We start from the raw sequence: 25,933 nt of genomic DNA on the forward strand, positions 1-25,933 counted from the left end.
AGCCGACATCATGCCTTTGGACATAGTGGAAACGTTCAACCACTTGCGGGAGTCATATTTTCGTTATTACGACACACCGTTCGGACTTGCCGATGAAAACCTTGAAGCAGAACGACGTCGGATCCTCGACAAGGACAACGGCGTCTACAGGGAACCCTTCATCGAACTGCGCCCCGAATACCTGGCTTCCACTCAGTCCTTCGAGGATTCAGTACAAAAGGCCCACGCCTCGAAGGACCTGGCTGAGTTCGCGCGAACCGGTCTCATCCCTGCCGGTCGGGACCTGTACACCCACCAGGAGTCAGCCCTGATATCGGTCGTAAAGGATAAACGCAATGTGGTAGTGACCGCGGGCACTGGTGCAGGTAAGACCGAGGCCTTTCTCCTGCCTCTACTTTCTAACCTTTTGGCCGAATCAACCTCCTGGACCGGTCATGGATCATCTTTCGCGACGTGGTGGAGAGGGGCAAATAGTCCGTTCGTGCCACAGCGGGAGACAGAGGCTGGACGCACCAAAGCTGTCCGCTCCATCATTTTGTATCCGATGAACGCGCTGGTTGACGATCAGCTAATCCGGCTGCGCAAGGCACTGGACAGTGATGCGGCCCGGATTTGGTTGGATAAGAATAGGCGCGGGCACCGCTTTTACTTCGGTCGGTACACCGGGGCAACGCCCGTCACAGGAGCACTGGACAACAAAGTTGCAGTGGGGAATCTACGCTCGTATCTTCAAGATATTGATCATCGCAGCACCCAGATGCAGCAGCTCGATGACGAGTCTAAGTACTTCATGCCCCGTCTGGGCGGAGCCGAAATGGTCTCCCGGTGGGACATGGCCCACGCTGCCCCCGACATTCTCATCACCAACTATTCGATGCTCAACGTCCTGCTCCTGCGCGAGCGTGACAGTCGATACTTCGACTCAACCCGTGAGTGGCTTCAAGCCAGTTCTGACCATCGATTCACATTCATCGTCGATGAACTGCACTCCTACAGAGGTACCGCCGGAACAGAAGTCGCGCTGCTCATCCGCAACCTGAAGATGAGGCTCGGACTGGCTGAAGACTCCAACCAGTTCCAAGTCATCGCCGCCTCCGCCTCCCTGGAATCTGACCGGGACGAAGCCTTCGTCGAGGAATTTTTTGGTGTGCCGCGCGAATCATTCGATTTTCTTTCCGGACAGCTCATCCGCGCACAGGATCCGGCTCTTGACCTGTCGGAAACGGGATTCGCAAGCCCGGAGGGAGTCCCGGGCCACACGGACGAGCTCACGGGAGCCAGTGCCCTGAGTAACGTCTTCTTCCTGGCCGACAATGGCGAGCCTCAGTCAAAACCGCAGGCGAAGTCTCTAAAGCAGATGGAGCATCATCTATTCCCGGCGCTGCCTGAAGGATCACGCCGTCAGGCAGTACAGAAGCTCTTGAAAACTGCTGCAGCCTCTCCGGAAAAAACAGGCGCGATCAAATGGCCTTTACTGCGAAGCCATCTTTTTTTCCGGAACGTACCGGGTATGTGGGCCTGCACCGACCCGGCGTGCCCTGAAGTTCCGGAAGGAGGCAGTCAGACGCGTCCTGTAGGGCGCCTGTACTCCGAACCGGTCAGCCGGTGCCTATGCGGCTCCAGAGTACTGGAATTCCTGTACTGCCAGAATTGTGGAGACGTCTTCCTGGGAGGGTACGTACCCGCTGGGTCGACCCAGCCTCCGGGGAAGCCAGTAACCCTGCTGGCAGACCTGTCCGACATCGAACATCTACCCGATCAGGTGGGTCTCGAGCGGACAGCCAATAACTACCTTCTTTACTGGCCTCAGAAGCAGAACCCGGATCTGGAGGATCGGGAATGGAGTGCAGACGGCAACAAGGTAGAGTACGCATTCAGACGCTCGATCCTCAGGCCGGAGACGGGCGAGCTCCGTCCGACCGGAAGTAATGACCACACCGGCTGGACGTTCCAGGTGGCCACACCAGCAGGCAAGCGCGGCCAGAACTCGGGTGTGTTCAAGCGAAACCCCGAGCAGTTGTCGCCGTTCCCGACGAGGTGCCCTAATTGCGCCGATGACTGGGAGATAACCCACACCGCCGATGGGGTCGTGCCGGCGGCAGACAAGAAACGTCAAAGATCACCCATTCGGGCCATGCGCACTGGTTTCGAGAAAATAAATCAGGTGCTCATCACAGAGCTACTTCAAGACCTCGAGCCCGCGAACCGAAAAACCATCGTCTTCACGGACAGCCGACAAGACGCAGCCAAGTTATCGTCCGGAATCAGCCTCCGTCACTACCAAGATCTGTTGCGGTTGCTCCTCCGTACAGAACTTGCGGCATCAGATCAGGTTGCAGCCGATATTCCGGTAGCCAAAGAACATATCGTGGATGGAAAGAAGACAGCAGAGTCGAGGGACGCGATCAAACGCCTTCGCGCCAAGGATCTGAACGCATTCACCCTCCTGCAGGACGTGTGGGAACTTGAGAGTGACGTGCCGGAAACGGAGGCCATCCGCCAGCTTGCCCAATCTCCTTCACTTCCCGTTCTTACTGACCGCGTTAGTCAGAGGCTGGTGGAGATGGGCATAAATCCCGGCGGTCCATCGGCTTCCCTCCAGCAAACTGACGAGAAGGTCCCCTCATCCTGGTCGCTCATCTACCGCTGGGAACCTTCACCAGCACGGAAAACAGACCTATCCACTGCCCAGAAGAAGCTCGAGGGTGCCATAGACAAAAACTTGCAGAAGGAGATCATTGACGGGTTATTCTCCGGGGTAGGACGCGATTATGAGTCTCTAGGCTTAGGTTGGGTTGGACTCGTCGGCTCTGTCAGCGCCGCTGAGAATGTTCCCTCCTCTCCGGCTGCCATCGCACAGTCCAGCCTGCGCATTCTTGCCGGAATGCGCCGATTCGCCGGTATGAGAAACGTATCCGACACGCCACCGAGGAAGCTGAAGACCTTCTGGCAGGCAGTCTCGGTGAAGTTCGATATGGACATTGATGACGTTCAGACGTTGGTCCGGAAGGTATGGGGCGACGCAGTATCCAACTTCCTCATCCACGCCGAGATGGCAACCATCTACCAGCCCTCCAGCAGTGAATGGACGTGTCAGACTTGCCGACGGCGGCACCTGGTATACGGGTGCGGTCTGTGCACGTACTGCGGTAAGGACCTCCCAGAGGCGACTGCTCATGGGACAGATCTTGATTACTACGGGCATAAGGCCACTTATGGCCAGGGCCAGTTCCGTCTCACCGCGGCTGAACTTACCGGCCAAACCGATCGGCTCGCCGCCCAATCCCGACAAGCCCGGTTCCAGAATGTTTTCCTCAACCAGACGGAGAACAAGAAGTCCGATGGGATTGAGCTACTCTCCGTCACCACAACGATGGAAGCGGGCGTCGATATTGGCGCCCTCGATTCCGTCATCTTGGCCAACATGCCACCTACCCGCTTCAACTACCAGCAGCGCGTAGGGCGTGCCGGCCGACGTCTGACGCCCATGGCGGTGTCACTCACCGTGTGCAGGGGCCGCAGCCACGATGAGTATTACTTTGGACGGCCCGAACTCATCACCAATGAACCGACACCGCAGCCATACCTGGCCCTCAACCGTCCCGAAATTTATACACGTGCTTTGAGAAGTGAAACGCTTCGGCGTGCATTCATCGGCTTTACCGACGCCCTTTCTCTGGATGACGGATTCTCCGGATTAGGTAACAACACACATGGCCAGTTCGGGTTGGTGTCGGACTGGGCCAGGGTGAAGCCACTGCTAAGTCGATGGCTCAATGACAACTGGTCAACAGTTGAGGAGGCGGCGACTGGTTTGGCGACGTACACGAACCTAAGCCAGGATGACTTGGACATCGCACGTGCCAGTATCGCCTCCCTGGCTGAGGATATTTCCGTAGTTGCCTTCAGCGACATCCCCGGCCATTCCGACCTTAGTCAGCGGTTGGCCGAAAGCGGCCTCCTGCCGATGTTCGGGTTCCCCTCAAAGGTGCGGGACCTCTACCTCAAAAAACCAAGCTCCGCTTTCCCCTGGCCGCCGGACAATGTGATCGACCGCGATGCAGCGATGGCAGTTAACCAGTTCGCTCCGGGCAGTGAGCTGGTGCGCGACGGGAAAATTTATCCTGTCATCGGAGTGGCCTCCTTCTACCCCGCTGGTCGCACAGTCACGGCTGAAGACAATGCATTGGGCGACGAACGACTAATCGATGTATGCAGGCAGTGTGCATACGTGGAAGAAAAACCAACAGGCTCAGAATACGCAGCAGGCTATTGCCCACAGTGCGGAGCTGACCCCGGAACCTTCAGTACCATCGATCTCCGGGAGCCCAAAGGATACCGCGCAGGCACCCCCCGAGACTTCGACGGCAACTTCTCCTGGTCACCCAAGTCGACCTCTACCCGGGCCGTGGCCGACCTCCAAAAACTGCTACCCGTTTCCCTCCCCGGTTCAGTCGCATATTCGGGCCGCGGGAAGAGGTATGTGATCAATGACAACTCCGGCAAATCCTTCCAGTTCAAGCAAGCCCTCCCGAACGATTACTGGGGCGGCTACATAGCCATAGCTCCTGACGGGACGAGCGCGGTGCACACCGACCAGTCCGAACCTTCCATCGCTGCTGCGCTGGGAACTATTCAACCGACGGACTTCCTGTTCTACGGACCGCAGTCAGCAGTAATCAAACCTCAGGGGCTACGGCTGGATCTGAGCACCGGAGCGCCTCAACAACACGGCGCGTATGACTCTATTCAAGGCCGCCGAGCCGCTTGGTACTCACTGAGCTTCCTGATGAGGACAGTGGCTGCGAAGAAGCTAGACATTCAATCCCAGGAATTCAACGCCGGAATCTATACCGGGCTGAAGGACGGCGAGCCAACCACGTTCGCTTTTCTTGCCGACACCTTGGAGAACGGCGCGGGCTTCAGCAGCCACTTGGGAAGACCCGAGATCCTTCACGAATACCTCGCTGACATTGACACCTACCTGGACGAACTGGCGGGTGAGCACTCCCGGGAGTGCTCGTCTTCCTGCTACCGCTGCCTGCGCGATTATTCCAATATGGCCTACCACGCACTTCTTGACTGGCGTCTAGCCAAAGACCTGAAAGCAGTACTCGACGGCCGGAACCTGACCATTGAGCTGGACAAGCATCGGCAAGCAATCAAAAACTGGGCCGCGGTCTACAACGTCTCCACACTCGAGAACAACTTCGCCGCCTGCGCCCTGTGGGACAAACCAGCTGAAGGACGCATCGCTGTGGTGCTGCGGCATTCACTGGAATCAGGAGAAGCTGATTTGATGTCGGACAGACTAACAAGGGCGGCGGCACAGATTATTGCAGAACATCCCGGCCTAGACGGATTGGTTTATGTCGATACGTTCATGCTTGACCGCAACCCAAGCCATGTCATCAACCTGTTCCGAAGTCTGAGGACGAACTCATGAGCCTCCGTCTGTCCCGCCGCTGGAGACCGTAAAAACGCCAACGGGCTGTGACGTTGATCGGTTACTCAGCTGCTCCACGGTTGAGGGTATGAGACGGGCGGTACGGTCTTGTGCCGACGCTGACTGGGCCGGGCTCGCTAGCCCACGCGGATGCCATTGTCAGCGAGGAACTCGCGGGCACGGCCCATCTGGCGGTCGGTGGAGAAGGCGTGCCACTGTTCGCTGAGGTTCTCGCCGTGGAGGAGGTCGCGGAACCGGTAGAAGGCGCCTTTGCCTTCGATCGCCCGTTCCAGCCGCTCTCGGAGGGCCTTATCGTGCTGCCGCTCGGCGAAGGCCGCCATGTCCTGCCAGCCGTTCCGTGAACCGGTGCGGTTGAGTCGAAGCCAGCGGTCCGGTTCCTCCTCCACGTCGATGGCGGCGTCTTCCCCGACCATCATCGGGTCAGTGGCGGTCTCGTCGTACACCTGCCCGGTGCGCAGGTCGAGGTAGCCACCGGTCGACAGGTCGGGATCCCCTTCCAGCACGGTACTGAGCATGTCGAGGTCTACCGGCATCACACGGCCTGCTAGCGGCTCGCGGCGCAGACCGGCCAGCAGGTCCTCGGCCAGCAGCCGGTCACCGGCGCCGTCGCGCCACGTCAGCCGGTTGATGACCGACAGTGCCACCGGCTCGGCGTCCCGGCGTCTCTGCTGAAGCGCCATCGGTATGCCGGCGCCCACCTGTTGCAGAGCATCATCGATGTCACGTCCCGTCACCGCTTTGAGGAAGCGGGCCGCATCTGCCGCCGCGATGGCTCCACGCAGCTCAGACAGGTCGAGCCCCGGCACCTGCACCTCTGCGGGCCACTCGTGCAGCAGCATCGGGTGCGGCCGGCCCGGCCTTCCCGGCGCCCGGCCCTCCCCGTCGTCGGCCGCCCACCGGCGCCCATACTGGTCCGGGATGCTGCCCCAGCCCCAGTACGGCAGGGGGACATCAGGCCGGACACCCAATACCTCCAGCGGGTCGACCTTCACCTCCCCGACCACGCACCGGTGCATCCACGCGTCACCGAGGTCGAACGTGAACTGAAATTCAGCCCCCGGCTCCACCGTCCGGGCGACCTTGGCAGTAGCAATGTCGATCGGTGCGATGATCGGGCCGCGGAACGACGAGGTCATTTCGGCTCCCGTCTCTTCATCAGTGATGACCCGGCCATCGGCCAGGGTAAACAGTGACAGGTGCGAGCGGTCCCACCGGGCGAAGGCATCGTTGATGGCATCGGCGAAATCCATGAAGGTGTGCGACGGTCCCACGGCGAAGACGCGCCCGGGCCACGGCCACAGCTCCTCACCACGACCACCGAGCAATTCCACAGTCACCGACAACCAGGTTCGTGCCATACCCCAAGGATGGCATGCGCCGCGGCTACCCCGTTTGAGGATCCCCTTCCGGGGTGCCGCCCACGCTAGGCGCGCTCTACTGAGGAGCTGAGCTCACGAGCTCGTAGTGTTCGACCAACGGAAACGGCTCGTAAAACTTGTGCAGAAGCTCCCGCCACTCCTGATACTGCTGGGATCCCCTGAAGCCAACGGTGTGGTCCTCCAAACTGTCCCACTGCACGAGAAGTAGGTACGTGTTGGGGGTCTCGATCGAGCGCGAGAGCGACAACGAGACGAAGCCGGGCATCGACGCAATAATCAAACGAGCGCGGTCGAATGCTGCCTCAAAATATTCTTCCTGGCCGGAAATGACGGGAAGCAGCGCGTGTTCGGTAATCATCGGGCAAGTCTCGCAGATTCCCGCAGAGGGATCCCTGACCGGGACTTCCCTAAAGGTGGCGCAGGTATCTTTCAGGCGAGTCCAGGAACGACCGCCAGTTGGAAACCAGATCGAGGTCGGACCATTTCTGCTGCCGAAGTCCCCACGGGCCGACTTCGAGAATCTGCGCGCCCGGAAGTGCTGCGAGGACAGGCGAGTGTGTTGACATGATGACCTGTGAGGAGCCTTCGGCGAGGAGATCTTTCAAGACAGTGAGGAGGCTGAGGCATCCGGCGAAGGAGAGCGCCGATTCCGGTTCATCGAGCACCCACAATCCACGTCCTCGGAAACGATCCACCGCCAGTTCCAAGAACGATTCGCCGTGTGACATGTCGTGGAACGAAATGTCCGGACCCGACGTGCTCGGGTTCTTCTCGAGGTAAGTGAAGAAGCCGTGCATTGTCTCCGCCCGCAGGAAGTAGCCGCGTCTTGTGGCACCGGCGTTCCGGACGAGCTGCAAGTGATCGGCAAGGATGGATTCGGTAGATCTGGTGCTGTGGCGGGCCCCTGTAGATCCGCCTTCAGGAGACAATCCATAAGCCAGCGCGATGGCTTCCACGAGAGTGGATTTTCCCGACCCATTTTCACCGACGAAGATAGTGGCCGGAGTCAGATCGAGCCCCTGGTCGAGAACCTGGGCGACAGGGGCCAGGGCACCCGGCCACCGACCGCGGCCGAGAAGGTGGGCCGGGTCTTCAGCCACCCGTCTGATCGGGAAATTATGTGGAGGCATGCCCCATTCTTACAGGCACCTCTCGCCGTCTTCCCCCAACGGAGAGGGGGTGAACGGGAGGCAAGAAGTGCCCCGAACCATCGACGGCACCCCTCCGGGCACCCATCACCCTCGAAACACAGCGAATAATGTCTCGCACCCCGTCCGTACAGACTTGCCCGTAAGCCGGTCGATTACCGTGCTACGGAAACCCGGCGGCACAGCCCGCGCAGTTGCTGATTCAGGCTACGTACGTAAGACCCGCACGATGAAATGCACGGTGATGGGGGGATTACTGCAACTATGCCCTCATGAAGATCGGCTTGCCCAAGTCTCAACGAACGACCAGGACCTGACCGCCCAACGCAATGCCCTACGTCAAGGTCAGCAAGCGCGCCCTCGACGTTGACCCACTCCGTCAACTGTTCCGTCCGATACTGCATTAACACGGCATCATCGGGACTGACCGTAGAACCGAGCAGGGATAGCTGGTGGTACGCGTCGGCTTCGTCCGCTTCGGTCAGTCCGGCGCGCGGAATGCGACGGACCGGCAGCGCCCAACAGCCGGCCGCGAAGCGGACGCCCTTTATCAGTGCGAGCCCTGCGAGCATGTTTCTCCCTGGGTGCCGCTTATCAGGACTCGGCCCCCGTCCCCCACGGCGTCGGGATTTGGCTTTACCTTCGTCAGGACAGATCAATCGAGAGCAGAAGGACATTGCCGTGAACTCAGAGAACACCAGGTTGGACCTCGCCCGGATGACCGCGAGGGTAGGAGTGCTGGAAGGTGAGCCGGTATCTCACATCATGGCCGTTGCCAGGCACGAGGCGGAGGAGATCAGCCTGTCCTTGTCGGAATCAACGTTGCGGGCATGGGCACATGCCGTTCATTACGGCATGGATTTCAGGTTTCCGCTGCGCTGACTCCGGTCGCTTGCCGGGCAGGCCGCATCAGTTACGCGGCTCGTCACGTTCCGGCCCTGTGGAGGTAAGGCTCAGTACGCGGAGCCGGAAGAAGGGTTCCCCAAGTCATTCACCGGACGGAACCCGCGCTGGTAGGGCAAGCAGTGGCCCTACGGGACGGTGGGGGTGAGGACGTAACGGCCTCACTCCCCCGCCCGTCCCCCAAAGGGTATGGATCACTGGCCCCCATGCAACCCGCTGAGTGATTGTTCCCCGACCCAGCACGGGGTGGGCCGACCTCAGCCGGGCTCCGCTTGCTAGGACTCAGCGTCGTGGTGCCCGGCCCCGGTTCTCGGGATGTATCCGGGCTTCAGCGACTTGACGGAGCTGGTCGGGGCTGAGGGGGGTCATCCTGTTCTCGAGCCGAATCTTGTCTGGATCCTACTTCTTCGGGTCGAAGCAATCGACGAGCCAGTCTGCGATGTCTACTGCGTAGTCACACAAATCCAGAGCTTTCCTCCGTGTGACTCCCTCGCTTTGGCCGTGGGCTATCTTGTTGCGTCGATCGACAAGAAAGTCGAGCTCACGTTGGTAGAGGCCGAGATCCTGCCCGATGAAACTCTCAAAGTCCGCTGCCCACTCCGAATCGAATCGGCGAAGTACTTCGAGCATTGTTCCCGACTTCGGATTTCGGCCGCGGAAGAGACCGCCTCGGACGTATGACGCGACGTTAAGCCTGGAGTGGGCGGAAACAAAACTTGCGATGGATTCATCGAACGAGAACTCGACGTGACCGCAGGAGCGCACAACGAGGAATCTCGCCAGTTCCACATCTGCGCCTGTGCCGTCAACAACTAGTCCATTCACCAGTTCTCGGAGAGCGAGTAGCTTTCGCCTGCTATTTTCGAGTTCGACGGATGGCCAGCGAGTGGGCGTGGTCATACCGCGCAAAAGGCCTTGATTGCTGCCGCAATTCGACCTCGCACTAGTTCCTCATCTGCACTGGGGCCGGTAACAAACTTCTGAAATGTCGGGTCTTCACGAAGATGTTGGTGTACGTCGCTGAATTCCTCAGTAGTGAGAGGCGCTTGGGACAGACGACGCATCACACCCACGAACAAGGCATCCGTCCACGCGTTGTTGACTTGGCGTGATGCACGGCGCAGAGCCGGGGCTCCCTCCGCCTCGTTGATTAGTTTTGCCGCCGCCCGAAAGAGACGGCCTGCTTCCAACACTTCAGGACGCGTAGATTTTCGGTTGCTACCAACAAAAGTGTTCAGGAATGTCTTCTGCGGGCGAGCATACTCATCCACGTCGACATACATAGCCAAGATTCGAGCCACCAGCTCCTGGTCGCGGATACGTTGGTTTGGGGGGCCGTAGAGTGCGCGCCAGTTGTCGTCGCAATTGAGATCTTGCAGATAGTCGATGAACTGTCCTGCGAACAATGCGACACGGATTTCATGGGCCGTCAGCTGTGTCCCGCCAGAGTTGAGTCGCTCGAAAATCTGGTAGATGGCATCGAGATTTTCCGAGTCTCCAGAAACCGCCACGATAGTAGCCTGAATGAAAGCGTTGTCCAGGGACCGGCGAAGTTCGGGTGGAAGACTCTTGTATGTCATGCCTTCAAACTTCGCAGCCACGTTCTTAAGCGCAAACGTGCGGTCTTTGAATATGCCGCTATAGAAGTGTTGCAGCGTGCGGAGCCGTTGTTGGCCGTCCAGCACGAGGAACACGTTGTCCGTTTGCCGCACAAGAAAGATGCCTGGGATCGGGTAGCCCAGCAGAAGTGATTCCAGGAACCTGTCCATTTGAGAGCGGTTCCACACAAAGCTCCTCTGAAAGCCGGCCGAGTCAATACCGGGATCCTCGTGACCGAACTGCGGGATCTTGATATCGCCATTGTTGAGCCGTCGAACCAGACCGTCGATGTCGAAGTCTTGTCCGGAGTAACTGACGCTTGCAACTTCCGCCTCGGCCTCAACCAGATCTGATTGTTCCTCGATGCTAAGTTCAAAATCGGAGAGCTGTTCGGGGTCGTCTATGGTCCAAGCGTCGGTCATACCGGACAGCCTATATCGCTGAGTTGATGCAACCGAACGAGCGACGTGGTGGTTGATTCCGTAGGAACGAGCTGGCATTGCGGGAAGTCGGCGGCGACCGCATAAAGACCTCAAATATCCAGGATGCCCTGAAGCATGCCGGCCGGGTCCTTCAACGGATTGCACAGGATGGCGTGTAACCCACCGCAGAAACAGCTTCGCAAGAACGATCGATTATTTGTAGTGCGCCAAGGCTCAGGAGTCGCTCGTGGCCTGCCCTTGTCCGCCCTTGACCCTCGTTTCTCAACGATGGGTCCTAGTCCGAACGATTTGAGTCCGTACATGACTCTAGGACTGATGGTGTAGCCGACTGGTCCGCTGAGGTACGCAGCGGCCTCTTGGGTAGTCATCTCCATGCCTGCACCAACGTCATGCAATGGATCGCTACTCATCAACAACCTTCTGAACGAGTCGCTTGAGCTCCTCAGCCCCGGTGTCCTGATTCCAGACCACAATCGACGCTCCTTCAGCTGCAATTGCTTCCAGGGATCTGGGCGACAATTCAGCATCAGTGATAAACAGACACTTTTCTGCACCAGCCCGGGCACTCAGGTCAGCCATAGAGCGGGCTAGCTTTCCCCAAGTTCCGGCCGAAGCGCCTGACAGCCGGAACTCGAGTCCAATCTTCTTTTTTCCACTGGTGAGTATGGCGTCCGGGAAACCGTTACTGCGGGCGACAACATCTAGTCCTAGACCAATTAGCCCCTCTATACCCCGAGCTTCGTAGTCGAAAGCTGCGAGTGCTCTCAATGCCGGCGTGGCAGCTCTGGGAGAGTTTTTTGAAGCCTTAACGAAGTTGCGAAGAGAGCTGGCTTCCTTCTCATCTATGGCTGGTTGCTGCGATGAGGCTTCCTCTGCGGGGCCCGAAGGACTGAGATGGTGATCCATGATCCCGCCTACCGCATCTTTTTGGAATGAAGCCCTTGCCGATTTCACTAGGGACGTCAGCAGGTCGACGGCGAGGGGTCTTGCCAGCTTGGAATCGGATCCATCCTGGGGCATAACTCGATCTGTCACCCACTCGAATTGCTCCCACCACGCTTCATCGGCTGCTTTCTCCTTGGCGTGAGAGAGCTGCCGTGCCAGGGCGTTTGCGCCGATTACCGCGGCAACTACTGCAGCAAAGCCACCGACGGCCGGGCTCGTCACGAAACGTGCACCAAATGAAACCCAGTCATCGTACGGTCGCCAGAGAAAGAGTAGACAAACAGCTTCGATGCTGATCACGAGAAGCAGCGCCACTGCGTAGAAGGTTGCGCCCCAGTACAGCCAGTTGGGCAGGCGTCTCTTCGGCCCTACGTCGATGTCGTCTTGCACCGTTTTATCGATGCCCAGGTTATTCACATGAGTGAGTATATGCAGGCCTGCATTGCGGGCTCATTCGGCTACTAACTACTGCTCGATGTTGCCGCCTCGTGAGCGATCTACGCTGTATCCACCGCGGCAGGCGGGCCCCGGGTGGGTGTTGCCTGGACCGCTGGGAAAGGTCATGGCCTGGAGTTTGAGGTAGCGAAGGACAGCACGGATCGTCAAGTTTGGCGAGAGAGACTCGGCCAGCCCACCACCTCAAGGCTCGACCCGCGTTCTCATCGCCGGGGCTGCTCTCCATACTGCCTAGAGAAGGTACCGGTAGACCGTTGCGCGGGAGACTCCAAGCATCTTGCCGATGTCCGTGGCGCTGATGCCTTTGCCTTTGAGCTCCCTGGCTCTGGCAGTGGCGGCGTCGTCTACTTTGCGGGGCCTGCCGCCGTGGCGATTGTTGGCCGCGGCTGCAGCGAGGCCGGCCCTGGTGCGTTCGATCATCGTGTCGCGCTCCAGCTGAGCGAACGCGGCCATGATCGTCAGCATCGCGGTTCCCATAGGCCCGGTAGTGTCCAGCCCTTCGGTCAAGGATCGGAACCCTGCGCCCTGTTCCCGGATGTTCTCGATGATATCCAGGACGTGGCGGGTGTTGCGGCCTAAGCGGTCGAGCTTCCACACGGTGAGTACGTCGCCGGCCTCCAGCCGGTCCAGAGCTTTGGACAGCTGAGGGCGTTCAATCGTTGAACCGCTGACACCGCTATCGGCAAAGGTCCGGGCTGCGCCGGCGGACTTGAGCGCAGTGAGCTGCAAATCAAGGTTCTGTTCCGTAGTGGAAACCCTCGCGTACCCGATCACAGCCATGGCCGCCCCGCTATTCTCTAAATGCCAAGCAATTTGCCATTGTGAGACTACCTGTTGTTGGACGGCATTCTGAGACAGTGGAGGGGCGTGTCGAACCGCGAGATCCTCGATACTCCTGACGCGCTCTGAAGAACCGCCCGACCGTCTCAGTAATCGATCGTTTGTGAGACTGAGTTGAGGATGTGGGACAAGGGATTAGCGCGGGTCAGCTGGTAGTAGCTTGCCGAAGTTTCTGTGCTCCGGTATTCCGTGCAGACCCCACGGTTCTGCGATTACCTGGTCCTCGGGATTCATCCTGGAGGGGCTGTAGATACGGAAGGGTGCATTGTCGGCAGGGCGCAGGTGGACTTTCCGTCCGGCTCCCTTGCCAGCACGTAGCGCCTTCAGATGCCCCGCGGACCCATCCGCACGCGCATGGGCATGGTAAATGCCCATACTCCCCACGAAGAGTTCTTCACCGAGGACATCTATCGCCCACTCATCGTTCCCAATAAACAACGCGACTCCTTCGCCGAAAATGCCGGAGTCTTCAATTTCCCTCTTTCCGTTCAAAGTGATGTTGAACCCGTGTGCATCGGGAAGCGCCACACAGCGACCTTCCAGCATTTTGCGGGTTACCCGGATCCAGACACGCTGAAGAGCTGTCGGTAGTTCGTCGGGGAATTCAAACGCCACGTTGAGATGGGTCTCTAGGAAGGCAAGGTCATCAATAAGCTCCCGCACTGCGGGTTCCGGAGTGTACGCGGAGGCGAGTTCAGGAACTCCCAAGTTGGTGGTCTTACCGTCCAACGTGAGGGAGATCTTCTTGGCGTGCGATAGAGATTCCAGAAACGTCATTGTTTTCTGTATGTCGCGCGCAGCGAAACCCGCCGGCTTGAAACTAATATCAACAGTCCCTGGCTCGGCGAGGTCAAGGGGGAACCGCCACCGCTGACTGAGGCCTCCAACAAATTGGCATAGAAGGCTGCCTCCCTCTGTTCCTGAAGTAACGCGCGAAGTCCGTCCAGAGATGCTACTGATCCTCCGATCCTCAGCGTCGAATGAAGTTGCCGTGATCTTGAGGTCTTTTCGTGAAGACTCAGCCGGGAGCAGTTGAAGCTCGGCAGGGCCCGCTTCGCCGGCAAACCATTGGGGGCCGACTTTGGTAAATGATGTGACAACGTGGTCGGGCAAAACCAAGGGCTTTATCAAGCCGTAGCCAAGGGAGTCTTCAAAGTTCTGCCGCAGTTCGGCATCATCCGGACCGAACGCGGTTTCAACGACGAAGGAAAGCGGTTCCCGCTCAGAGGAGTCTGTCCTTTTCGCGTACAACTCCTCTGTGACCACGCCTGCCTTTACCGACCAGCTCCTGCCCCAATAGGCGCTGGTACCGTCGGCCTGACTATCTAGCCGAAGGGCTTCTGCAGCCAGGTCTCCCGGCTTTGCAAGCACTGCCTGCTCCCTGCCTACCCGGGAAAGCGCATCCAGCCCTGCGTCTCGGGTCGCCCAATCGTGAACGTTCGGATGCTCGGCAAGTAGAAGGTTGAGTTTTGTCGCATCGACGAACCGGATAATCACTTTCCGGCCTTTGGCCATAGCCCAGACGGACTTGCGCTCGTTTGGCGTTAAGTTTGCGGGGACCACGAGTGTCCAAACCGGCGGATTGTTGGCCATCGCAGCCTCAAACGAGTGTTTTATTTGCGTCTTGCGGGCGCTAAACCTGTTGGAAAAGCCCTCCGGGAACCACTTAAGTTGGAGAATCTCTGTAATTTGGCCCGTTCGTTCTACCCTTACGTCGATGTCGGTCCCACCGTCTCCGCCCCGCCCGTCAACTGCTTGGGCTACTAGACCATCCTTTGTTCGGTCGCGGACGATCAGTGATTCAGTGATTTCGTTGAAATCAACTTCAGTGATGGTTCGCCAGTTGATTTTTGACGACAGCACGTGAGCTCCTACTTAGGTTGGTACTGAAGGCTCCAGTCGCAACCAGTGACTGCCGGTTAGCGGGCTGTATATGGTCAGGCTGTGCTGCTTCAGCTGTCTTTGAGTCGCCTGCCGCCGGGAAGATTTTCACCCCAGGACGGGTACATCGCACCGTCATTGTGTTCGGCTTCGCGGCGGGCCGTCTCTGCTTCGATCGCTTTCGTCACGAAGTGACTCCAAGTGTTATCCCCTTCGGCGTAGCTAGTCGCGCGGTACGCGGCCCGCGCCCGGTGCCGCAGCGCGGTGGGGATGCTCACCGTCATATTCGCTGTTTCGGTTTCTTTGGGTTCAGCCTTCTTTGGTGTCTCCGGCCGGTGTCCGGGGAGCATCCGTGCCAGCGGCGCCTCGGCGGCCGGCGCTGGCGTGCGGCGCGGGGGCAAACCGAGTGCGGGCCGGCTGGGTGTTGGTTCGGCGCTCACGCGTTGACCTCCTGGGATTCTGCGACGGCGATGCGACGGGTCACTTCCATGGCGACTGCGTGGAGGTCTTCGGCCACGCTGGAAGCCGACTTTGGCCCGGCATTGCCGGCCTTTGCTTCACCGCGCAGGACCTCCCACCATTTCGGTCCCTTGCTGAGTTCCCGCTCGAGCTCGTGGGCCAGCAATCCACGCTCACGGCACGCCTGGGCAGTGGCCTCCGCGTGGCGGATGCTCATCGGGAACAACACTTCGTCTGTCCCAAAGTCGGCGGTGAGGTGGTCGCGGGTGACCTTGTGAACCTGCTTGGAATTCGTACCGGTACCGACGAGGACGACGCCCAGTAGGTCCAGAGAGGGATTGAGGCCGACGACGCTGTCCATTCGTGCCGCGACGGCGGCGACACCCTTACGGCTGGACATATCTGTCTTCAGCGGTACCAGTGCGTAGCGGGCGGCAGCTACCGCGGCAGCCTGCAGAGGCTCATTTCCGGGCGGGCAGTCCAGCAGGACCAGATCGTACTCCCCCGCGACGCTGGCAAGCAGTTTGGCCAAAGCCAGCTGCGCAGCGTCACGATCCTTCTGGGCTTTGGCTCCAAGGAATGCCGCAGCATCGTCGAGATGGGGGCCGCCGGCAATGACATCCATGTTGGGTCGGACGCCGGTCAGCAGGTCGGGTTCTCCCCCGAAACATAGCGAAGCCGCCAGACTTCTGCCGCCGTCACCTTGGTCGGCGTAGCCAAGGTCCTCGGCGAGGTTTCCTTGAGGGTCGAGATCCACGAGGAGCACACGCGATCCGCCTTCGGCGAGGAGTCCACCTACGTTGGCCACCAGGCTGGTCTTGAAGACCCCGCCTTTGCCGTTGATTACCGCGATAACGCGGCTTAGGGCACCGCGGTCCAGATCGTGTTTCATCAAATCCCCTTCCAAAGTGATTCCAGCGTAGCCAGCAACACTGGCTTTACTTGTGAAGCTGGGTTCCGTGTCTTCACTTTCTTAACTTGTGAATCCAGCGAACCAAGTGAACCAAGTGAAGAAAGTGAATACTTAATCACTTTGTTTGCTGAGTTCACTTGCTTTACAAGCAAACCCAGCAAACCCAGCAAACCCAGCAAACCTGCCACATCCGGGCACGCAAATACTTCCCGACGTTTGCTCCCGGCGCAGCGTCATGCCACACGCCACAACGTCCCGCCCCAATCCAGTTCGCTTTCTGAGGGAGGGATCCAGTACAGGTCCAAGTCGGGGTCTCCCACTTCGAGTTCTGCAAGTTCACGTACCAGGTTTCGGTCGAGCCATGCGTGCCAGGCAGCGCGCTGCTTTCGATGGCGGCTGATCTGCTCGGCAGCATCTTCAAGTGCCCCGAGCCGGCGGGCTAGCGCCGTCAGGCTGGTCCCGGCCGTAATTCTCCATTGCCCGTACCGACGTTCGATCATGTTGTAGCTGCTCATGGCGCCTAGGGCCGTCTCGACGGCTGTACGGCTGAGTCCTGTGGAACGGACGATTGCTGCTGTGGTGGGGGAGAGGCGTCCGCGTTCGATGGATTCGTAGACGAGGGCAGCGACATCGCCAAGGGCGCGGAAAACGGGGCGGATGCCATGGATTTTCCCGCTGCGCCAGGAGAGTTCCCGTGCGAGTTGTTCAAAGTGAGGAGGGAGCTGGATCAGGTAGACGTCAGCGTTGCGGCCGCGGGCATCGGAGACTTTGGTCAAGATGCCGTCTGAAGCTTGCTGAAGCATAGGGAGCAGTCTGGAGATGGTTCCGTGGTGTTTGCCCAATGCGGTAGCGAAGGTACGGCATCCTATGTCCAGCAGATCGGTCTCCATGGTCCGCATGTAGCCGAGCACTGCCCTGAGCAGCAGGCGCAGGCTCAGGCCCTCGCGGCCGCGTTCTTTCAGTCTGTGGTCCAGGACCGCGTAGAGGACATTTTCAAGATCGTTCACGAGCTGGTGTGCACCAGCTTTGCTGCTGGTTCTGCTGGCCCCCCCTGTGGGTTCTGGGGGGCTTGTGTCGTTAATACGGGTAGTCCTTTTGCCTGTTAGCTGGGTTCCCCGTTTTTGGATCCAGCGGTGGGCCTCGGCCCACTCTGCGTCGAGCAGGCGTTCCTGTCGGTCGGTGTTGGTGTAGAGGGCTGCGAGGCCGGGGAACTGGCCGCCCAGCTCGAGGCGGACCTGAGCCAAAGTCCAGCCACAGGCGGCGAAGTGGTTCAGGACCGCCATGCGGGCCTCTGACGGGCTGGCGTACCTGGTCGTGTCGTACAGCCCGGTACGGGCCAGCACGCGCAAGGGGGATTGGCTCCCGACGAAGTGAGTGGGGCGGATACCGTGCGCCGTAGCGGTGGCCGCCATTTTGGCCGTGCGGTCCTTCAGTTCGCGGGCGCGCTGGAGCTCGGGCGACAGAGCCCGCCGGAGCGCAGTAACAGCCCTGGAGTGATTACGACGGCGCAGGATGTCGTAGGCGATAGCCAGGGGAGTGGTCAGGATCTGGTGACCACCGGACTTATGCACGGAGCCCGGAACCCGGATACAGCCGTCGGTGACGTTCTGGTGCGGACTCGGATCGAGACTCGGAGCCAGGAGAGTCATGGCTTCGACGAGTTCCCGGGCCTCCGGGCCGCTCAAGCTTTCTGCGAGCGGGATATAGAGGTGACGTCCGCCGCTGGGGGAGAAGTCCTCGACGTAGCGGACACCGCAGCTCTCAAAGAGTTCCCCGAGGCGTTTGGCGTCGTCATCGACGACGCCCTGCAGAGCCTTGGAGGTGTCCAGGTCAAGGCAGAGCGTAGCCACCGAGCCGTCTGCACCGTGGATGAGGACGGCCGCCGGCCGTGTCGGCAACGTCGCAGTTATCAGGGGCGGGTTCTGCGGCCGCGGGTACTGGAAGCGACCGCCGATCCAGCGTCCCAAGCGGTACGTAGGTGCGCCGGCGATCAACGGAGCAAGTGCCCATGTCATTTCGGGCGTGACTTGACGCGCCGTCTGTAGTGCGTCGGATGTTGACGACACGGGCGCTACAGGTACCATAGACAACAGCTAGTCCCTTCGGGGTATAGCAAATGGAGCGCCCCTCACGGGGAGCTTGATAAGTTCAGATCGCTGATCCGCCAAGATGTGGATCTGAACGTCATACTTTTTGAAGGCCCGCGAAAGCGGGCCTTCAGTTTTTTAACTGGCCTTAGCGATAGGCAGGGCCTCCTGGCCAGAGATGCTGTCGAAGTCGATGGTCTTTAGGAAGTCGATCACCAGGCGAGCAACAACGTCGCTCTTGGAGTCGCCGGTAATGTCCGAGAATGCTTGCAGCTTCTGGGCATCAGCAGCCTGCATCCGCACGGTGATGTTCCGGCGGTCTCCCTTGAAGGGCTGTGGCATGGTGTCCTCATTCCTTGGTTTTCCATGGACATTCTCCATGGAACCTGAATCAGGTTCCCTTAAGTGGGATGTCACTGCCGTGTCGCACCAATCTCCACGCGGTCGTTCCCGCAGGTCGACCGCGCTATTCCCGTGCGGGCCCGGGTTCGCGGGTGGGCTGCAAGACGTTGACAGTGGCATGGTTCCAATATGTCACAAACTCAAAAGATTTTAGTTATGGAACAAGCTGCGGTTTCGAGATTAGCGCTTCCAGGCCCGCCGAACGACGGCTTCGACCTCGGCAGCATCGGCCGATGAGCCGGCGCCGGAGTTCACGGTGCCATGGAACAGGTTCCTAGTTCCCAGGAGTGATCGGAAGTACTGTCCGCGGCGGTCGATTCGTCGAGCCTGCACGCCAAGGAATCTAGCGGCTTCCCGTCGATTCATCCCGGAGACGATGCAGATTTTCACTGCTTCGAAGATGACCCGGTAGGCGGCTTCGTTTTCTTTGTGGACCTTGGCGAGGACGCGTTTGACGGCTAGTTGGGCGTCTTGCGGCGTGGGATTCATGAGCCAGCCTTCTAGTCGATCGAGAGAGCCGAGCGAAGCTCGGTCTGCGGTGTGCGGTTCTTCCGGGCGTAGGCGAAGAGTGCCAGACCTATCACCACGAAGGCCGTGGAGATGTAGGAAACAATCATGAAGAGGTAGGTGACGTCCCCGGTCGCGCTCAACTCGACCGGATAGGTCAAGGCGCGCATCAGTGACAGCGCAAAGCCGGCCGCAATAAGCCCGGACGCGAGCCGGCCGACCCGGAGGGGATTCTTGCGGGAGTCCTTGTAGGCGGGCCCGATGAGGGGGGCGACGATGTAGGCGACGTAGGCCAGCACGAGCCAGGTATTCAGGCGCACGCTCGGCTGCGCAGCGTAATCCAGCAGCTGCGGGGACGGGTTCGGGGCTTCGGTCGCCAGAAGGGTCCCCAGCAGGCCCGTGGAGATGATCCCCAGCGTGGTCGCCCCTGGCGCCCCGACAGTCCACCGGCGCGCAAGCGGTGAGCCGTAGGCAATGCTGAGGTGGCCGCCCAGGAACGCGACGGCCACGAGGGCAAAGTATTTGGATATCAGGTCGGTGCCATTGGTCAACGGCATGAGCGACTCCATACCCATGTAGACCGGGGGCAGGAGCAGCAGATAGGCCAGGGTCAGGAAAATACCCGAAAGGGCAATGCTGCTGGCTTTTCCCTGCAGTGCGTGCTGGTGTCCCAGCACAGGGGTATTGATGCGTTTGAACGTCAGGCTGCCCAGGAGAATGAGCATCAGGCTTACCGGGACGACGGTGAGCGGGTTCATCCCAGGAGTTCCGTCATTTTCTCCGCGTATTCGCGGGCTTCCTTCCGCTGCTTCACACGCCTCTGCAGGAGATGAATGCGGGAAGAAATGGCCTCGACCAAGACATCGTCAGAAACTTCAAGCAGCTCATCCTCGCGTGCCCGGATCTGCCACCCTCCCTCGGCCGGCGTGATCAATTCAGTCACCACAAGGCCGGCCGCATACGAGCCTCCACCGGCCCGGGACGCCGCGATGGCCAGGTGGGGATTGAGCTTGTTCTCGGTGAGCTGTGTGGCGATATAGGTAAGTGCCATGCCCGTGTCCTGGGACATCTTCTGGCGGATGTCTCCTGGGTCCATGGCGTCGATCCACGCCCGGACAGAACCGTCATGGGGAAAAGCAATGAGGTCGATACCCTTGCGCATCTCACGGGGATAGTGCTTTCGAGAGGTGCGAAACTGCAGCTCAGCCATCAGGTCTGCGTGGTGGATCTGGCTCAGGACCTCTGCGGCGGAGGGCTCTATGGGCCGGGACTTAATGATCCTGTAGGGGCTAAAAACGCTGAGCGCATCGATTACGTTCATGCCGGTAGCCCTGGCGATGGCAATCACCGTGGACTCGGCAACATTTCCACGCCTGAGCTGATTGTTTAGAGTGCCCCGATTTATTCCGGTCAAAGCACTCAGCGCAGTCGGGGAAGGGCTGAGGGATCGCCCTTCCAACCACTCCCGAAATTCGGCGGCTGAGACAGGCACGGACACTCCTTAGGCAAAGGGCATAGACAAGCGCGGATGATCAATACCTGCTAGGTTTGACCCAATAATTAAACAATCTTCGATATTTCAAAATTTGTATTAATCCAGCGTAGCTTCTGGGATCGAGTTTAGCCGGGGCCCGCCTACCAGACATGACAGCAATGCAACACAGCACAGAAGCGCAGGGGGAAGCGTGAAGCCGTCCAAGATGCTCAGCACTGGCGCCGCCGTCGCAGCACCCATGGTGCTGATCGGCCTGATCTTCTCCATGCTCCTGTTGCTGGCCCCCGCGAAACCTGCTGCTGCTGACTGTGGTCCGGCCGTTTCCGTCGTCATTGACGGCAGCACCAAGGTTGAGGGGTACACCCAGGAGCAGCTGAAGAACGCCGCAGCCATCATGGGCGCCGGCAAGGCACTGGACTTGTCGGTAAACGGCCAGATGATCAGCGTCATGGTGGCCCTGGGGGAGTCGGGGTTGCGTGTGCTGGACAACGGCGACGGTGCCGGTCCGGACTCCCGGGGGTTGTTCCAGCAGCGCGACAACGGCGCGTGGGGGTCCTACGCAGACCGCATGGACCCCACCACGAGCGCGACCAACTTCATCAAGGCCCTGCGGGCCGCTGCCGGCTGGGAGCTGTTGGAACCGACCATTGCCGGTAACAAGGTCCAGCGCAACGCCGACCCGTACCACTACCAGAAGTACTGGCCCGAGGCCGTCAAAATCGTTCAGGCGCTCTCGAGCTCGAAGTTCTCCCTGCAAGGCAGCGACTGCGCCATCCCGGGACAACCCGGCGCGGGGGATGACTACCCGTGGAAGAACTCCCCGACCTGGTTGCAGGTCGGCGCGAGCACAGCCAGCACCTCACCGCTGGGCATGTACTACCGCGAGTGCGTGGACTTCGCCCTGTGGCGGGTGAACCAGCAGATGGGCTCAAGCAGGGCACCGTTCAAGTTCCTCAACAGCACCTTCCGCCCGGACGGGCAGGGCCTCGGTTCGGCCCTGACGTGGAAGGCCGGCTGGGATGCCAAGGGCTGGGACGCCGGCAGCACACCCCGGGTCGGCGCCGTTGTCTGGTACGCGTCGGGAGCCGGGGGAGCGGACCCGAACTTCGGCCACGTCGCGGTGGTCAAGGAAGTCAAGGACAAGGGGACCTACGTCGAAGAGGGCTACAACGGCAACCCGGCCCCGGCGGACCACAGCTACTACACCCGGACAGTCAACAACGCCGTCCCCTCAGCCTTCCTGTACCTGCCCACCCAAGAGGAGAAAAAGTGAAAAAGCCCATGACCCTGCTCGCCGTGGCGCTGCTCTGCGCGTCCTGCGCACCGGTGGCGAACACGACGCCGGCACCGGCGGAATCAACCAGCCAGCCCACAGCGTCCGCGCCGGTCTCACTGAGCGCCAACAGCGGACCCCAGGCACCGGGCGGCACTATCCCCGCCACCATCGGCATTACCTGGGATCAGGCCAGCAAGGACGAGGCCATGGACGCCGCAGAGAACGCTATGACGGACTTCGCCCGCCCCGCCATGGAGGACAAGCAGTGGGCCAATGACCTGGCCCGCTGGCTGACCCCGCAGGCCACCGCCGACTACTCGGCAGTGGACCCGGCCAACATCCCGGCATCCCGCGTTACCGGCCCCGCCACCCTGAGCGTCGATGAAGCCAACGGCTTCGGCGTCATGGCAGCGGTCCCCACCAACGCCGGGACCTACACGGTGCAGCTGCTCCGCACGGGCAAGGACGCCCCGTGGAAGGTCAACCGGCTCACCCCGCCCTCGTCCTAAACGCCGCACCCTCCATCTCACACACGTAAGGAAGAAGCCCATGGGTACTACACCAACCGAGGTCATGGCCTTTCCCAACATCAGGGCCATCGTCCGGGACAACGGAACCGCCGAGGTCGTCGTCGCGGGCAACTCCCGCATCGTCCCTGCCGGAGATTCCGTGCAGGAACTCCGCAACAACGCCCTGGCCCTCATCGTGGGCGAAGCGCAGACCCTCCAGCGGCCCGTCCGGGTCCGCATCGAGGACCCCGAAGGACACGGCGAACTCATCGTCCACCCGGACAACAAGATCGAATCCGTCTCCTACGAGCCCACTCCGGCCCGCAGCCGGGCAGAAGCCCCCGGAACCACACCCAAGACAGCCGCGCCGGCGATCATTGAGACCGTCCCCGCATCCGAGCCCGTGGCCACCCCAGCAGAGTCCGCGCCAGCTCCTGCCCCTGCAGCACCGGTGGACGCCCAGCCGTGGCCCCCCGCCCCCGTCGCAGCCGATACCGTTCCGGTGCCGGCCAACCCGGAACCGCAGACGGCCGCCGCCACTACTGAGGAGGCGGCGCCGACGCGGCGCAGCCTGAAGGAAACCTCATTCCTGGTCAGCGCCCCGGTTCTGGAACCGGCCACTCAGGGCTGGCGCGGAACGCTCACGCGCCTGGGACTCCGGATGGACCCCTCGGCGGAAGAACTCACCGAACGCGAGGACATCCGCACGGTCAGCCAGCACTGGCCCGGCCCCCGGACCATCGCCGTCGTCAATCGCAAGGGCGGTGCCAACAAGACACCTACCGTGGTGATGCTCTCGGCGATCCTTGCCCGCTACAGCGGCGCCGCCACGGTCGCGTGGGACAACAACGAATCCCAGGGCACCCTCGGATGGCGGACGGAAAAAGGCTCCCACGACCGCAGCGTCCTGGACCTGATCGACGCCTCCATCGAATTGCTTTCGCCCTCCACGAACGCGGCCGAAATCGCAAAGTTCGTCCATCACCAGACCGCCGACAAGTTCGACGTCCTCCGCTCGGATGAAAACGAAGAAGGCGACCACGAAGTCACCGCCGAGGAAGTCGACATCGCCCACCAGGTCCTCACCCGGTACTACCGGCTCGTGGTCATGGACTCGGGCAACACCGCCCGGGCCGCGAACTGGCGGCGGATGATCGATCACACCAACCAGCTCGTCGTCCCGGTCACCGCCATTGAGGACCGCGCCGAAGCCGCACGGCTGACGCTGCAGACGCTGGAATCCCGCGGCGGGCACGACGCGGAACTGGCCCGCAACGCCGTCGTGATCGTCTCTGAGTCCACCGATGCCAAACGCAGCATGAGCGGGGATGCCTTGAAGCGGGCGAAGGACGAGGCCCAGCGGATTGCTGACGGCTTCGCCTCTTTCGTCCGGGCCGTCGTCCGAATTCCTTACGATCCGGCCCTGGTCAACGGACCCATCCGCTATGAAGCCCTTCAGGCCGCCACCCAGCGGGCATGGCTGGCGGCCGCGGCCGCCGTCGCCGCGGGCTTCTAAGCCACCCACCACCGGACTTTGAGAGGAGGAACCATGCAACAGTCCCTGAACCCCTGGATTACCCGCCCGGCTCCGTCCGACGGCGCGGAGGCGGCAGCTCCGGAGGCGCACGTGCCGCCGGCGGCCGTGATCAGTGCACCGCTGAGGGGAATCGTTGAACCGGACGCCGCAGACAGGCTGGGCCGCCGGACCGTCGCGGGCTCTGCAGCACTGTGGGTCACCGGCGCCCACGGGGGATCCGGTGAAAGCCGGATCGCTGATCTGATCGACGGGGCACGCATCACCGATCACTGCTGGCCCATCCTCCAGGACGGCAGCAAGCCGCGGGTGCTGCTGGTTTGCCGCGCAGACATGCGTGGGCTGACAGCGGCCCGGAGTGCTCTCACCCAGTGGGTATCAGGTGCGGCACCCGCGGTTGATCTGCTCGGCCTCGCCGTCCTGGCGGACGCACCGGGGAAGACTCCCAAACCCTTGCGGGACTTCGCCGCCATTGTCGGCGGGGGAGCGCCTCGGCTCTGGACCCTGCCCTGGGTCGAAGCCTGGCGGCACGGGGATGCCACCACCCCGCCGACGGTTCGCGAGTACCAACGCTTCATCTCTGACTTAGCCGCTCTGGCTACCGACACCACACCCAGCATCACCAACTGAAAGGTCTCACCATGAACTCCTTCTCCGCACTTGCAGCAAGCGTCATCCCGAACCCGACGCCCACCGTCCCGGCAGAGGCCAAGGGTTTGCTGACTGTCCTGAACTGGGCCTCCGGCATCGGCCTGGTCCTCGGCGTCCTGGGCGTGATCATCGTCGGCATCGGCATGGTCATCCAGCTCCGCCGCGGCGAAGGTGGCGAGTCCATCGGCAAGCTCGGCTGGGTTCTGGCCGGCTGCATCATCATCACCGGCGCCTCCGGCATCGTCCGCGCCTTCGTCTAAATCCCGACTACCGGAGAGGTTCATCATGAGCGAATCCACCCAAAGCAGTACCGAACGCAGCCCGTTCACCAAGCCCGGATTCATCATCTCGGCCGCCCTGGTCATCGCACTGATCGCTGCCGTCGCCGTGATCTTCTTCCTCCCCAAGGCAGACAGCACGGCCCAGCCCGCCCCCGCCTCATCGTCTGCCGGTGCCTCCTCATCGCCAGCAACGACAGCAGCCGCGGCTGGAAAGAGTGTTTGCGGGCTGCCCTCAAGCATGGAAACGGCTTTGGGAATCGCGCCGAAGTCCAAGTGGGAGCTCGTCGGCAAAATGGCAGCCCCCACGGATCCCAAGACCTTCGGCCCGGGACTGACGGACGGGGACGGGTTCCGGTCATGCTTCGCCCAGAGCCCCATGGGAGCGCTCTACGCGGCCGCCAATATGATCGCCCTTGGCTCGTCCGGGACGCAGGATGAGCTCAAGCTCGCCGACAAACTTCTGGTGCCGGGCCCCGGACGTGACGCGGCTATTAAGGCTGCCAAGGCGCGGACTTCGACTGCGGGGAGCGGTGAGACCGCTCAGGTCAGCGGCTTCCTGGTTAAGTCCTATAGCCCGGCTGAGGCAGATGTCGATCTGGCTATCAAGCTCCCGAACGGTGCGCTGGCGCATTCGGTCCTTTCGCTTCGCTGGGTAGCCGGGGACTGGAAGGTGAAGGCCTCTGATGATGGTCAAGTATTCAATGGGGTCGCCCAGCTCAGTGATCTGAGCGGTTTCATTCTGTGGTCAGGTGTCTGAC

23 protein-coding genes are annotated in these 25,933 nt (G+C 60.8%); 8 read left to right on the plus strand and 15 right to left on the minus strand.

The window, feature by feature from the left end; translation table 11 throughout:
• The first annotated feature begins 25 nt into the window (after nt 1–25).
• On the plus strand, nt 26–5,446 hold the full coding sequence (locus AC1DZV_RS09885; protein WP_476953584.1) for a DEAD/DEAH box helicase: 5,421 nt from the start codon (nt 26–28) through the stop codon (nt 5,444–5,446).
• 137 nt (nt 5,447–5,583) lie between these two features.
• Here the strand turns inward: AC1DZV_RS09885 and AC1DZV_RS09890 are convergent, their stop codons facing one another.
• The 3 genes from AC1DZV_RS09890 to AC1DZV_RS09900 form a co-directional block, all read right to left on the minus strand.
• Nucleotides 5,584–6,825 carry a UPF0158 family protein gene (locus AC1DZV_RS09890; protein WP_476953585.1) on the minus strand — a complete coding sequence of 414 codons (1,242 nt, stop codon included), beginning with the start codon at nt 6,823–6,825 and terminating at the stop codon, nt 5,584–5,586.
• Between the two features lie 76 nt (nt 6,826–6,901).
• On the minus strand, nt 6,902–7,204 hold the full coding sequence (locus AC1DZV_RS09895) for an antibiotic biosynthesis monooxygenase family protein (RefSeq protein ID WP_476953586.1): 303 nt from the start codon (nt 7,202–7,204) through the stop codon (nt 6,902–6,904).
• Between the two features lie 49 nt (nt 7,205–7,253).
• Entirely contained in the window at nt 7,254–7,976 is a 723-nt protein-coding gene (locus AC1DZV_RS09900) for an AAA family ATPase (protein ID WP_120949988.1), read from the minus strand.
• Nucleotides 7,977–8,675: 699 nt separating this feature from the next.
• On the opposite strand from AC1DZV_RS09900, the gene AC1DZV_RS09905 reads away from it, so the two are divergent.
• Nucleotides 8,676–8,876 carry a hypothetical protein gene (locus AC1DZV_RS09905; protein WP_476953587.1) on the plus strand — a complete coding sequence of 67 codons (201 nt, stop codon included), beginning with the start codon at nt 8,676–8,678 and terminating at the stop codon, nt 8,874–8,876.
• Between the two features lie 420 nt (nt 8,877–9,296).
• On the opposite strand, the gene AC1DZV_RS09910 is transcribed toward AC1DZV_RS09905, so the two are convergent.
• The 12 genes from AC1DZV_RS09910 to AC1DZV_RS09965 all read right to left on the minus strand — a co-directional run bounded on the left by AC1DZV_RS09910 (nt 9,297) and on the right by AC1DZV_RS09965 (nt 20,750).
• Nucleotides 9,297–9,797: a HEPN domain-containing protein gene (locus AC1DZV_RS09910; protein WP_476953588.1), complete on the minus strand. Its 501-nt coding sequence runs from the start codon at nt 9,795–9,797 to the stop codon at nt 9,297–9,299.
• Nucleotides 9,794–10,918 carry a DUF262 domain-containing protein gene (locus AC1DZV_RS09915; protein ID WP_476953589.1) on the minus strand — a complete coding sequence of 375 codons (1,125 nt, stop codon included), beginning with the start codon at nt 10,916–10,918 and terminating at the stop codon, nt 9,794–9,796. Before AC1DZV_RS09915 ends, AC1DZV_RS09910 begins: the two co-directional genes overlap by 4 nt.
• Nucleotides 10,919–11,341: 423 nt before the next feature.
• Nucleotides 11,342–12,301: a hypothetical protein gene (locus tag AC1DZV_RS09920; RefSeq protein WP_476953590.1), complete on the minus strand. Its 960-nt coding sequence runs from the start codon at nt 12,299–12,301 to the stop codon at nt 11,342–11,344.
• 270 nt (nt 12,302–12,571) lie between these two features.
• On the minus strand, nt 12,572–13,120 hold the full coding sequence (locus tag AC1DZV_RS09925; RefSeq protein WP_476953591.1) for a recombinase family protein: 549 nt from the start codon (nt 13,118–13,120) through the stop codon (nt 12,572–12,574).
• A 195-nt stretch (nt 13,121–13,315) separates the two neighbouring features.
• Nucleotides 13,316–15,043, minus strand: a complete 1,728-nt coding sequence (locus AC1DZV_RS09930) for a hypothetical protein (RefSeq protein ID WP_476953592.1) — start codon at nt 15,041–15,043, stop codon at nt 13,316–13,318.
• Between the two features lie 89 nt (nt 15,044–15,132).
• A complete protein-coding gene (locus AC1DZV_RS09935; RefSeq protein WP_476953593.1) occupies nt 15,133–15,501 on the minus strand; it encodes a hypothetical protein in 369 nt (122 codons plus the stop codon).
• Nucleotides 15,498–16,412, minus strand: coding sequence for a ParA family protein (locus AC1DZV_RS09940; RefSeq protein WP_476953594.1), 915 nt, complete (start codon nt 16,410–16,412; stop codon nt 15,498–15,500). The genes AC1DZV_RS09935 and AC1DZV_RS09940 overlap by 4 nt, the downstream gene beginning before the upstream one ends.
• 254 nt (nt 16,413–16,666) lie before the next feature.
• Nucleotides 16,667–18,448 carry a hypothetical protein gene (locus AC1DZV_RS09945; RefSeq protein ID WP_476953595.1) on the minus strand — a complete coding sequence of 594 codons (1,782 nt, stop codon included), beginning with the start codon at nt 18,446–18,448 and terminating at the stop codon, nt 16,667–16,669.
• A gap of 210 nt (nt 18,449–18,658) precedes the next feature.
• Complete coding sequence (locus AC1DZV_RS09950; protein WP_243182081.1) at nt 18,659–18,862, minus strand: hypothetical protein; 204 nt, start codon at nt 18,860–18,862, stop codon at nt 18,659–18,661.
• Nucleotides 18,863–19,102: 240 nt separating this feature from the next.
• On the minus strand, nt 19,103–19,411 hold the full coding sequence (locus tag AC1DZV_RS09955; protein ID WP_476953596.1) for a hypothetical protein: 309 nt from the start codon (nt 19,409–19,411) through the stop codon (nt 19,103–19,105).
• Between the two features lie 11 nt (nt 19,412–19,422).
• The gene (locus AC1DZV_RS09960) at nt 19,423–20,187 is read right to left on the minus strand and encodes a hypothetical protein (RefSeq protein ID WP_476953597.1); all 765 of its coding nucleotides are present in this window, start codon (nt 20,185–20,187) and stop codon (nt 19,423–19,425) included.
• Nucleotides 20,184–20,750, minus strand: a complete 567-nt coding sequence (locus tag AC1DZV_RS09965; protein WP_476953598.1) for a hypothetical protein — start codon at nt 20,748–20,750, stop codon at nt 20,184–20,186. Before AC1DZV_RS09965 ends, AC1DZV_RS09960 begins: the two co-directional genes overlap by 4 nt.
• Nucleotides 20,751–21,129: 379 nt before the next feature.
• Here AC1DZV_RS09965 and AC1DZV_RS09970 point away from each other — a divergent pair, with 379 nt between their 5' ends.
• The 6 genes from AC1DZV_RS09970 to AC1DZV_RS09995 are packed head-to-tail and all read left to right on the plus strand — an operon-like array spanning nt 21,130 to nt 25,932.
• Nucleotides 21,130–22,197 carry a CHAP domain-containing protein gene (locus AC1DZV_RS09970; protein WP_476953631.1) on the plus strand — a complete coding sequence of 356 codons (1,068 nt, stop codon included), beginning with the start codon at nt 21,130–21,132 and terminating at the stop codon, nt 22,195–22,197.
• Complete coding sequence (locus AC1DZV_RS09975) at nt 22,194–22,709, plus strand: hypothetical protein (protein ID WP_476953599.1); 516 nt, start codon at nt 22,194–22,196, stop codon at nt 22,707–22,709. Before AC1DZV_RS09970 ends, AC1DZV_RS09975 begins: the two co-directional genes overlap by 4 nt.
• A 40-nt stretch (nt 22,710–22,749) precedes the next feature.
• The gene (locus AC1DZV_RS09980; RefSeq protein WP_476953600.1) at nt 22,750–24,225 is read left to right on the plus strand and encodes a MinD/ParA family ATP-binding protein; all 1,476 of its coding nucleotides are present in this window, start codon (nt 22,750–22,752) and stop codon (nt 24,223–24,225) included.
• A 33-nt stretch (nt 24,226–24,258) separates the two neighbouring features.
• Nucleotides 24,259–24,873: a DUF6668 family protein gene (locus AC1DZV_RS09985; protein WP_476953601.1), complete on the plus strand. Its 615-nt coding sequence runs from the start codon at nt 24,259–24,261 to the stop codon at nt 24,871–24,873.
• 11 nt (nt 24,874–24,884) lie between these two features.
• A complete protein-coding gene (locus tag AC1DZV_RS09990) occupies nt 24,885–25,154 on the plus strand; it encodes a hypothetical protein (protein ID WP_476867135.1) in 270 nt (89 codons plus the stop codon).
• A 25-nt stretch (nt 25,155–25,179) separates the two neighbouring features.
• Nucleotides 25,180–25,932, plus strand: coding sequence for a DUF8175 domain-containg protein (locus AC1DZV_RS09995; RefSeq protein WP_476953602.1), 753 nt, complete (start codon nt 25,180–25,182; stop codon nt 25,930–25,932).
• Nucleotide 25,933: the final 1 nt, after the last annotated feature.

The sequence above is a fragment of the Arthrobacter sp. P1_D12 genome (assembly GCF_056406175.1).

Excerpts from the sequence above, each read along its gene's own strand:
- AC1DZV_RS09895 (WP_476953586.1), bottom strand. The coding sequence starts at position 7,204 with ATGATTACCGAACACGCGCTGCTTCCCGTCATTTCCGGCCAGGAAGAA.
- AC1DZV_RS09945 (WP_476953595.1), bottom strand. The coding sequence starts at position 18,448 with ATGACATGGGCACTTGCTCCGTTGATCGCCGGCGCACCTACGTACCGC.
- AC1DZV_RS09925 (WP_476953591.1), bottom strand. The coding sequence starts at position 13,120 with ATGGCTGTGATCGGGTACGCGAGGGTTTCCACTACGGAACAGAACCTT.
- AC1DZV_RS09980 (WP_476953600.1), top strand. The coding sequence starts at position 22,750 with ATGGGTACTACACCAACCGAGGTCATGGCCTTTCCCAACATCAGGGCC.
- AC1DZV_RS09910 (WP_476953588.1), bottom strand. The coding sequence starts at position 9,797 with ATGACCACGCCCACTCGCTGGCCATCCGTCGAACTCGAAAATAGCAGG.
- AC1DZV_RS09915 (WP_476953589.1), bottom strand. The coding sequence starts at position 10,918 with ATGACCGACGCTTGGACCATAGACGACCCCGAACAGCTCTCCGATTTT.
- AC1DZV_RS09985 (WP_476953601.1), top strand. The coding sequence starts at position 24,259 with ATGCAACAGTCCCTGAACCCCTGGATTACCCGCCCGGCTCCGTCCGAC.
- AC1DZV_RS09965 (WP_476953598.1), bottom strand. The coding sequence starts at position 20,750 with ATGAACGTAATCGATGCGCTCAGCGTTTTTAGCCCCTACAGGATCATT.
- AC1DZV_RS09970 (WP_476953631.1), top strand. The coding sequence starts at position 21,130 with ATGCTCAGCACTGGCGCCGCCGTCGCAGCACCCATGGTGCTGATCGGC.
- AC1DZV_RS09900 (WP_120949988.1), bottom strand. The coding sequence starts at position 7,976 with ATGCCTCCACATAATTTCCCGATCAGACGGGTGGCTGAAGACCCGGCC.
- AC1DZV_RS09990 (WP_476867135.1), top strand. The coding sequence starts at position 24,885 with ATGAACTCCTTCTCCGCACTTGCAGCAAGCGTCATCCCGAACCCGACG.
- AC1DZV_RS09955 (WP_476953596.1), bottom strand. The coding sequence starts at position 19,411 with ATGAATCCCACGCCGCAAGACGCCCAACTAGCCGTCAAACGCGTCCTC.
- AC1DZV_RS09890 (WP_476953585.1), bottom strand. The coding sequence starts at position 6,825 with ATGGCACGAACCTGGTTGTCGGTGACTGTGGAATTGCTCGGTGGTCGT.
- AC1DZV_RS09995 (WP_476953602.1), top strand. The coding sequence starts at position 25,180 with ATGAGCGAATCCACCCAAAGCAGTACCGAACGCAGCCCGTTCACCAAG.
- AC1DZV_RS09950 (WP_243182081.1), bottom strand. The coding sequence starts at position 18,862 with ATGCCACAGCCCTTCAAGGGAGACCGCCGGAACATCACCGTGCGGATG.
- AC1DZV_RS09960 (WP_476953597.1), bottom strand. The coding sequence starts at position 20,187 with ATGAACCCGCTCACCGTCGTCCCGGTAAGCCTGATGCTCATTCTCCTG.
- AC1DZV_RS09940 (WP_476953594.1), bottom strand. The coding sequence starts at position 16,412 with ATGAAACACGATCTGGACCGCGGTGCCCTAAGCCGCGTTATCGCGGTA.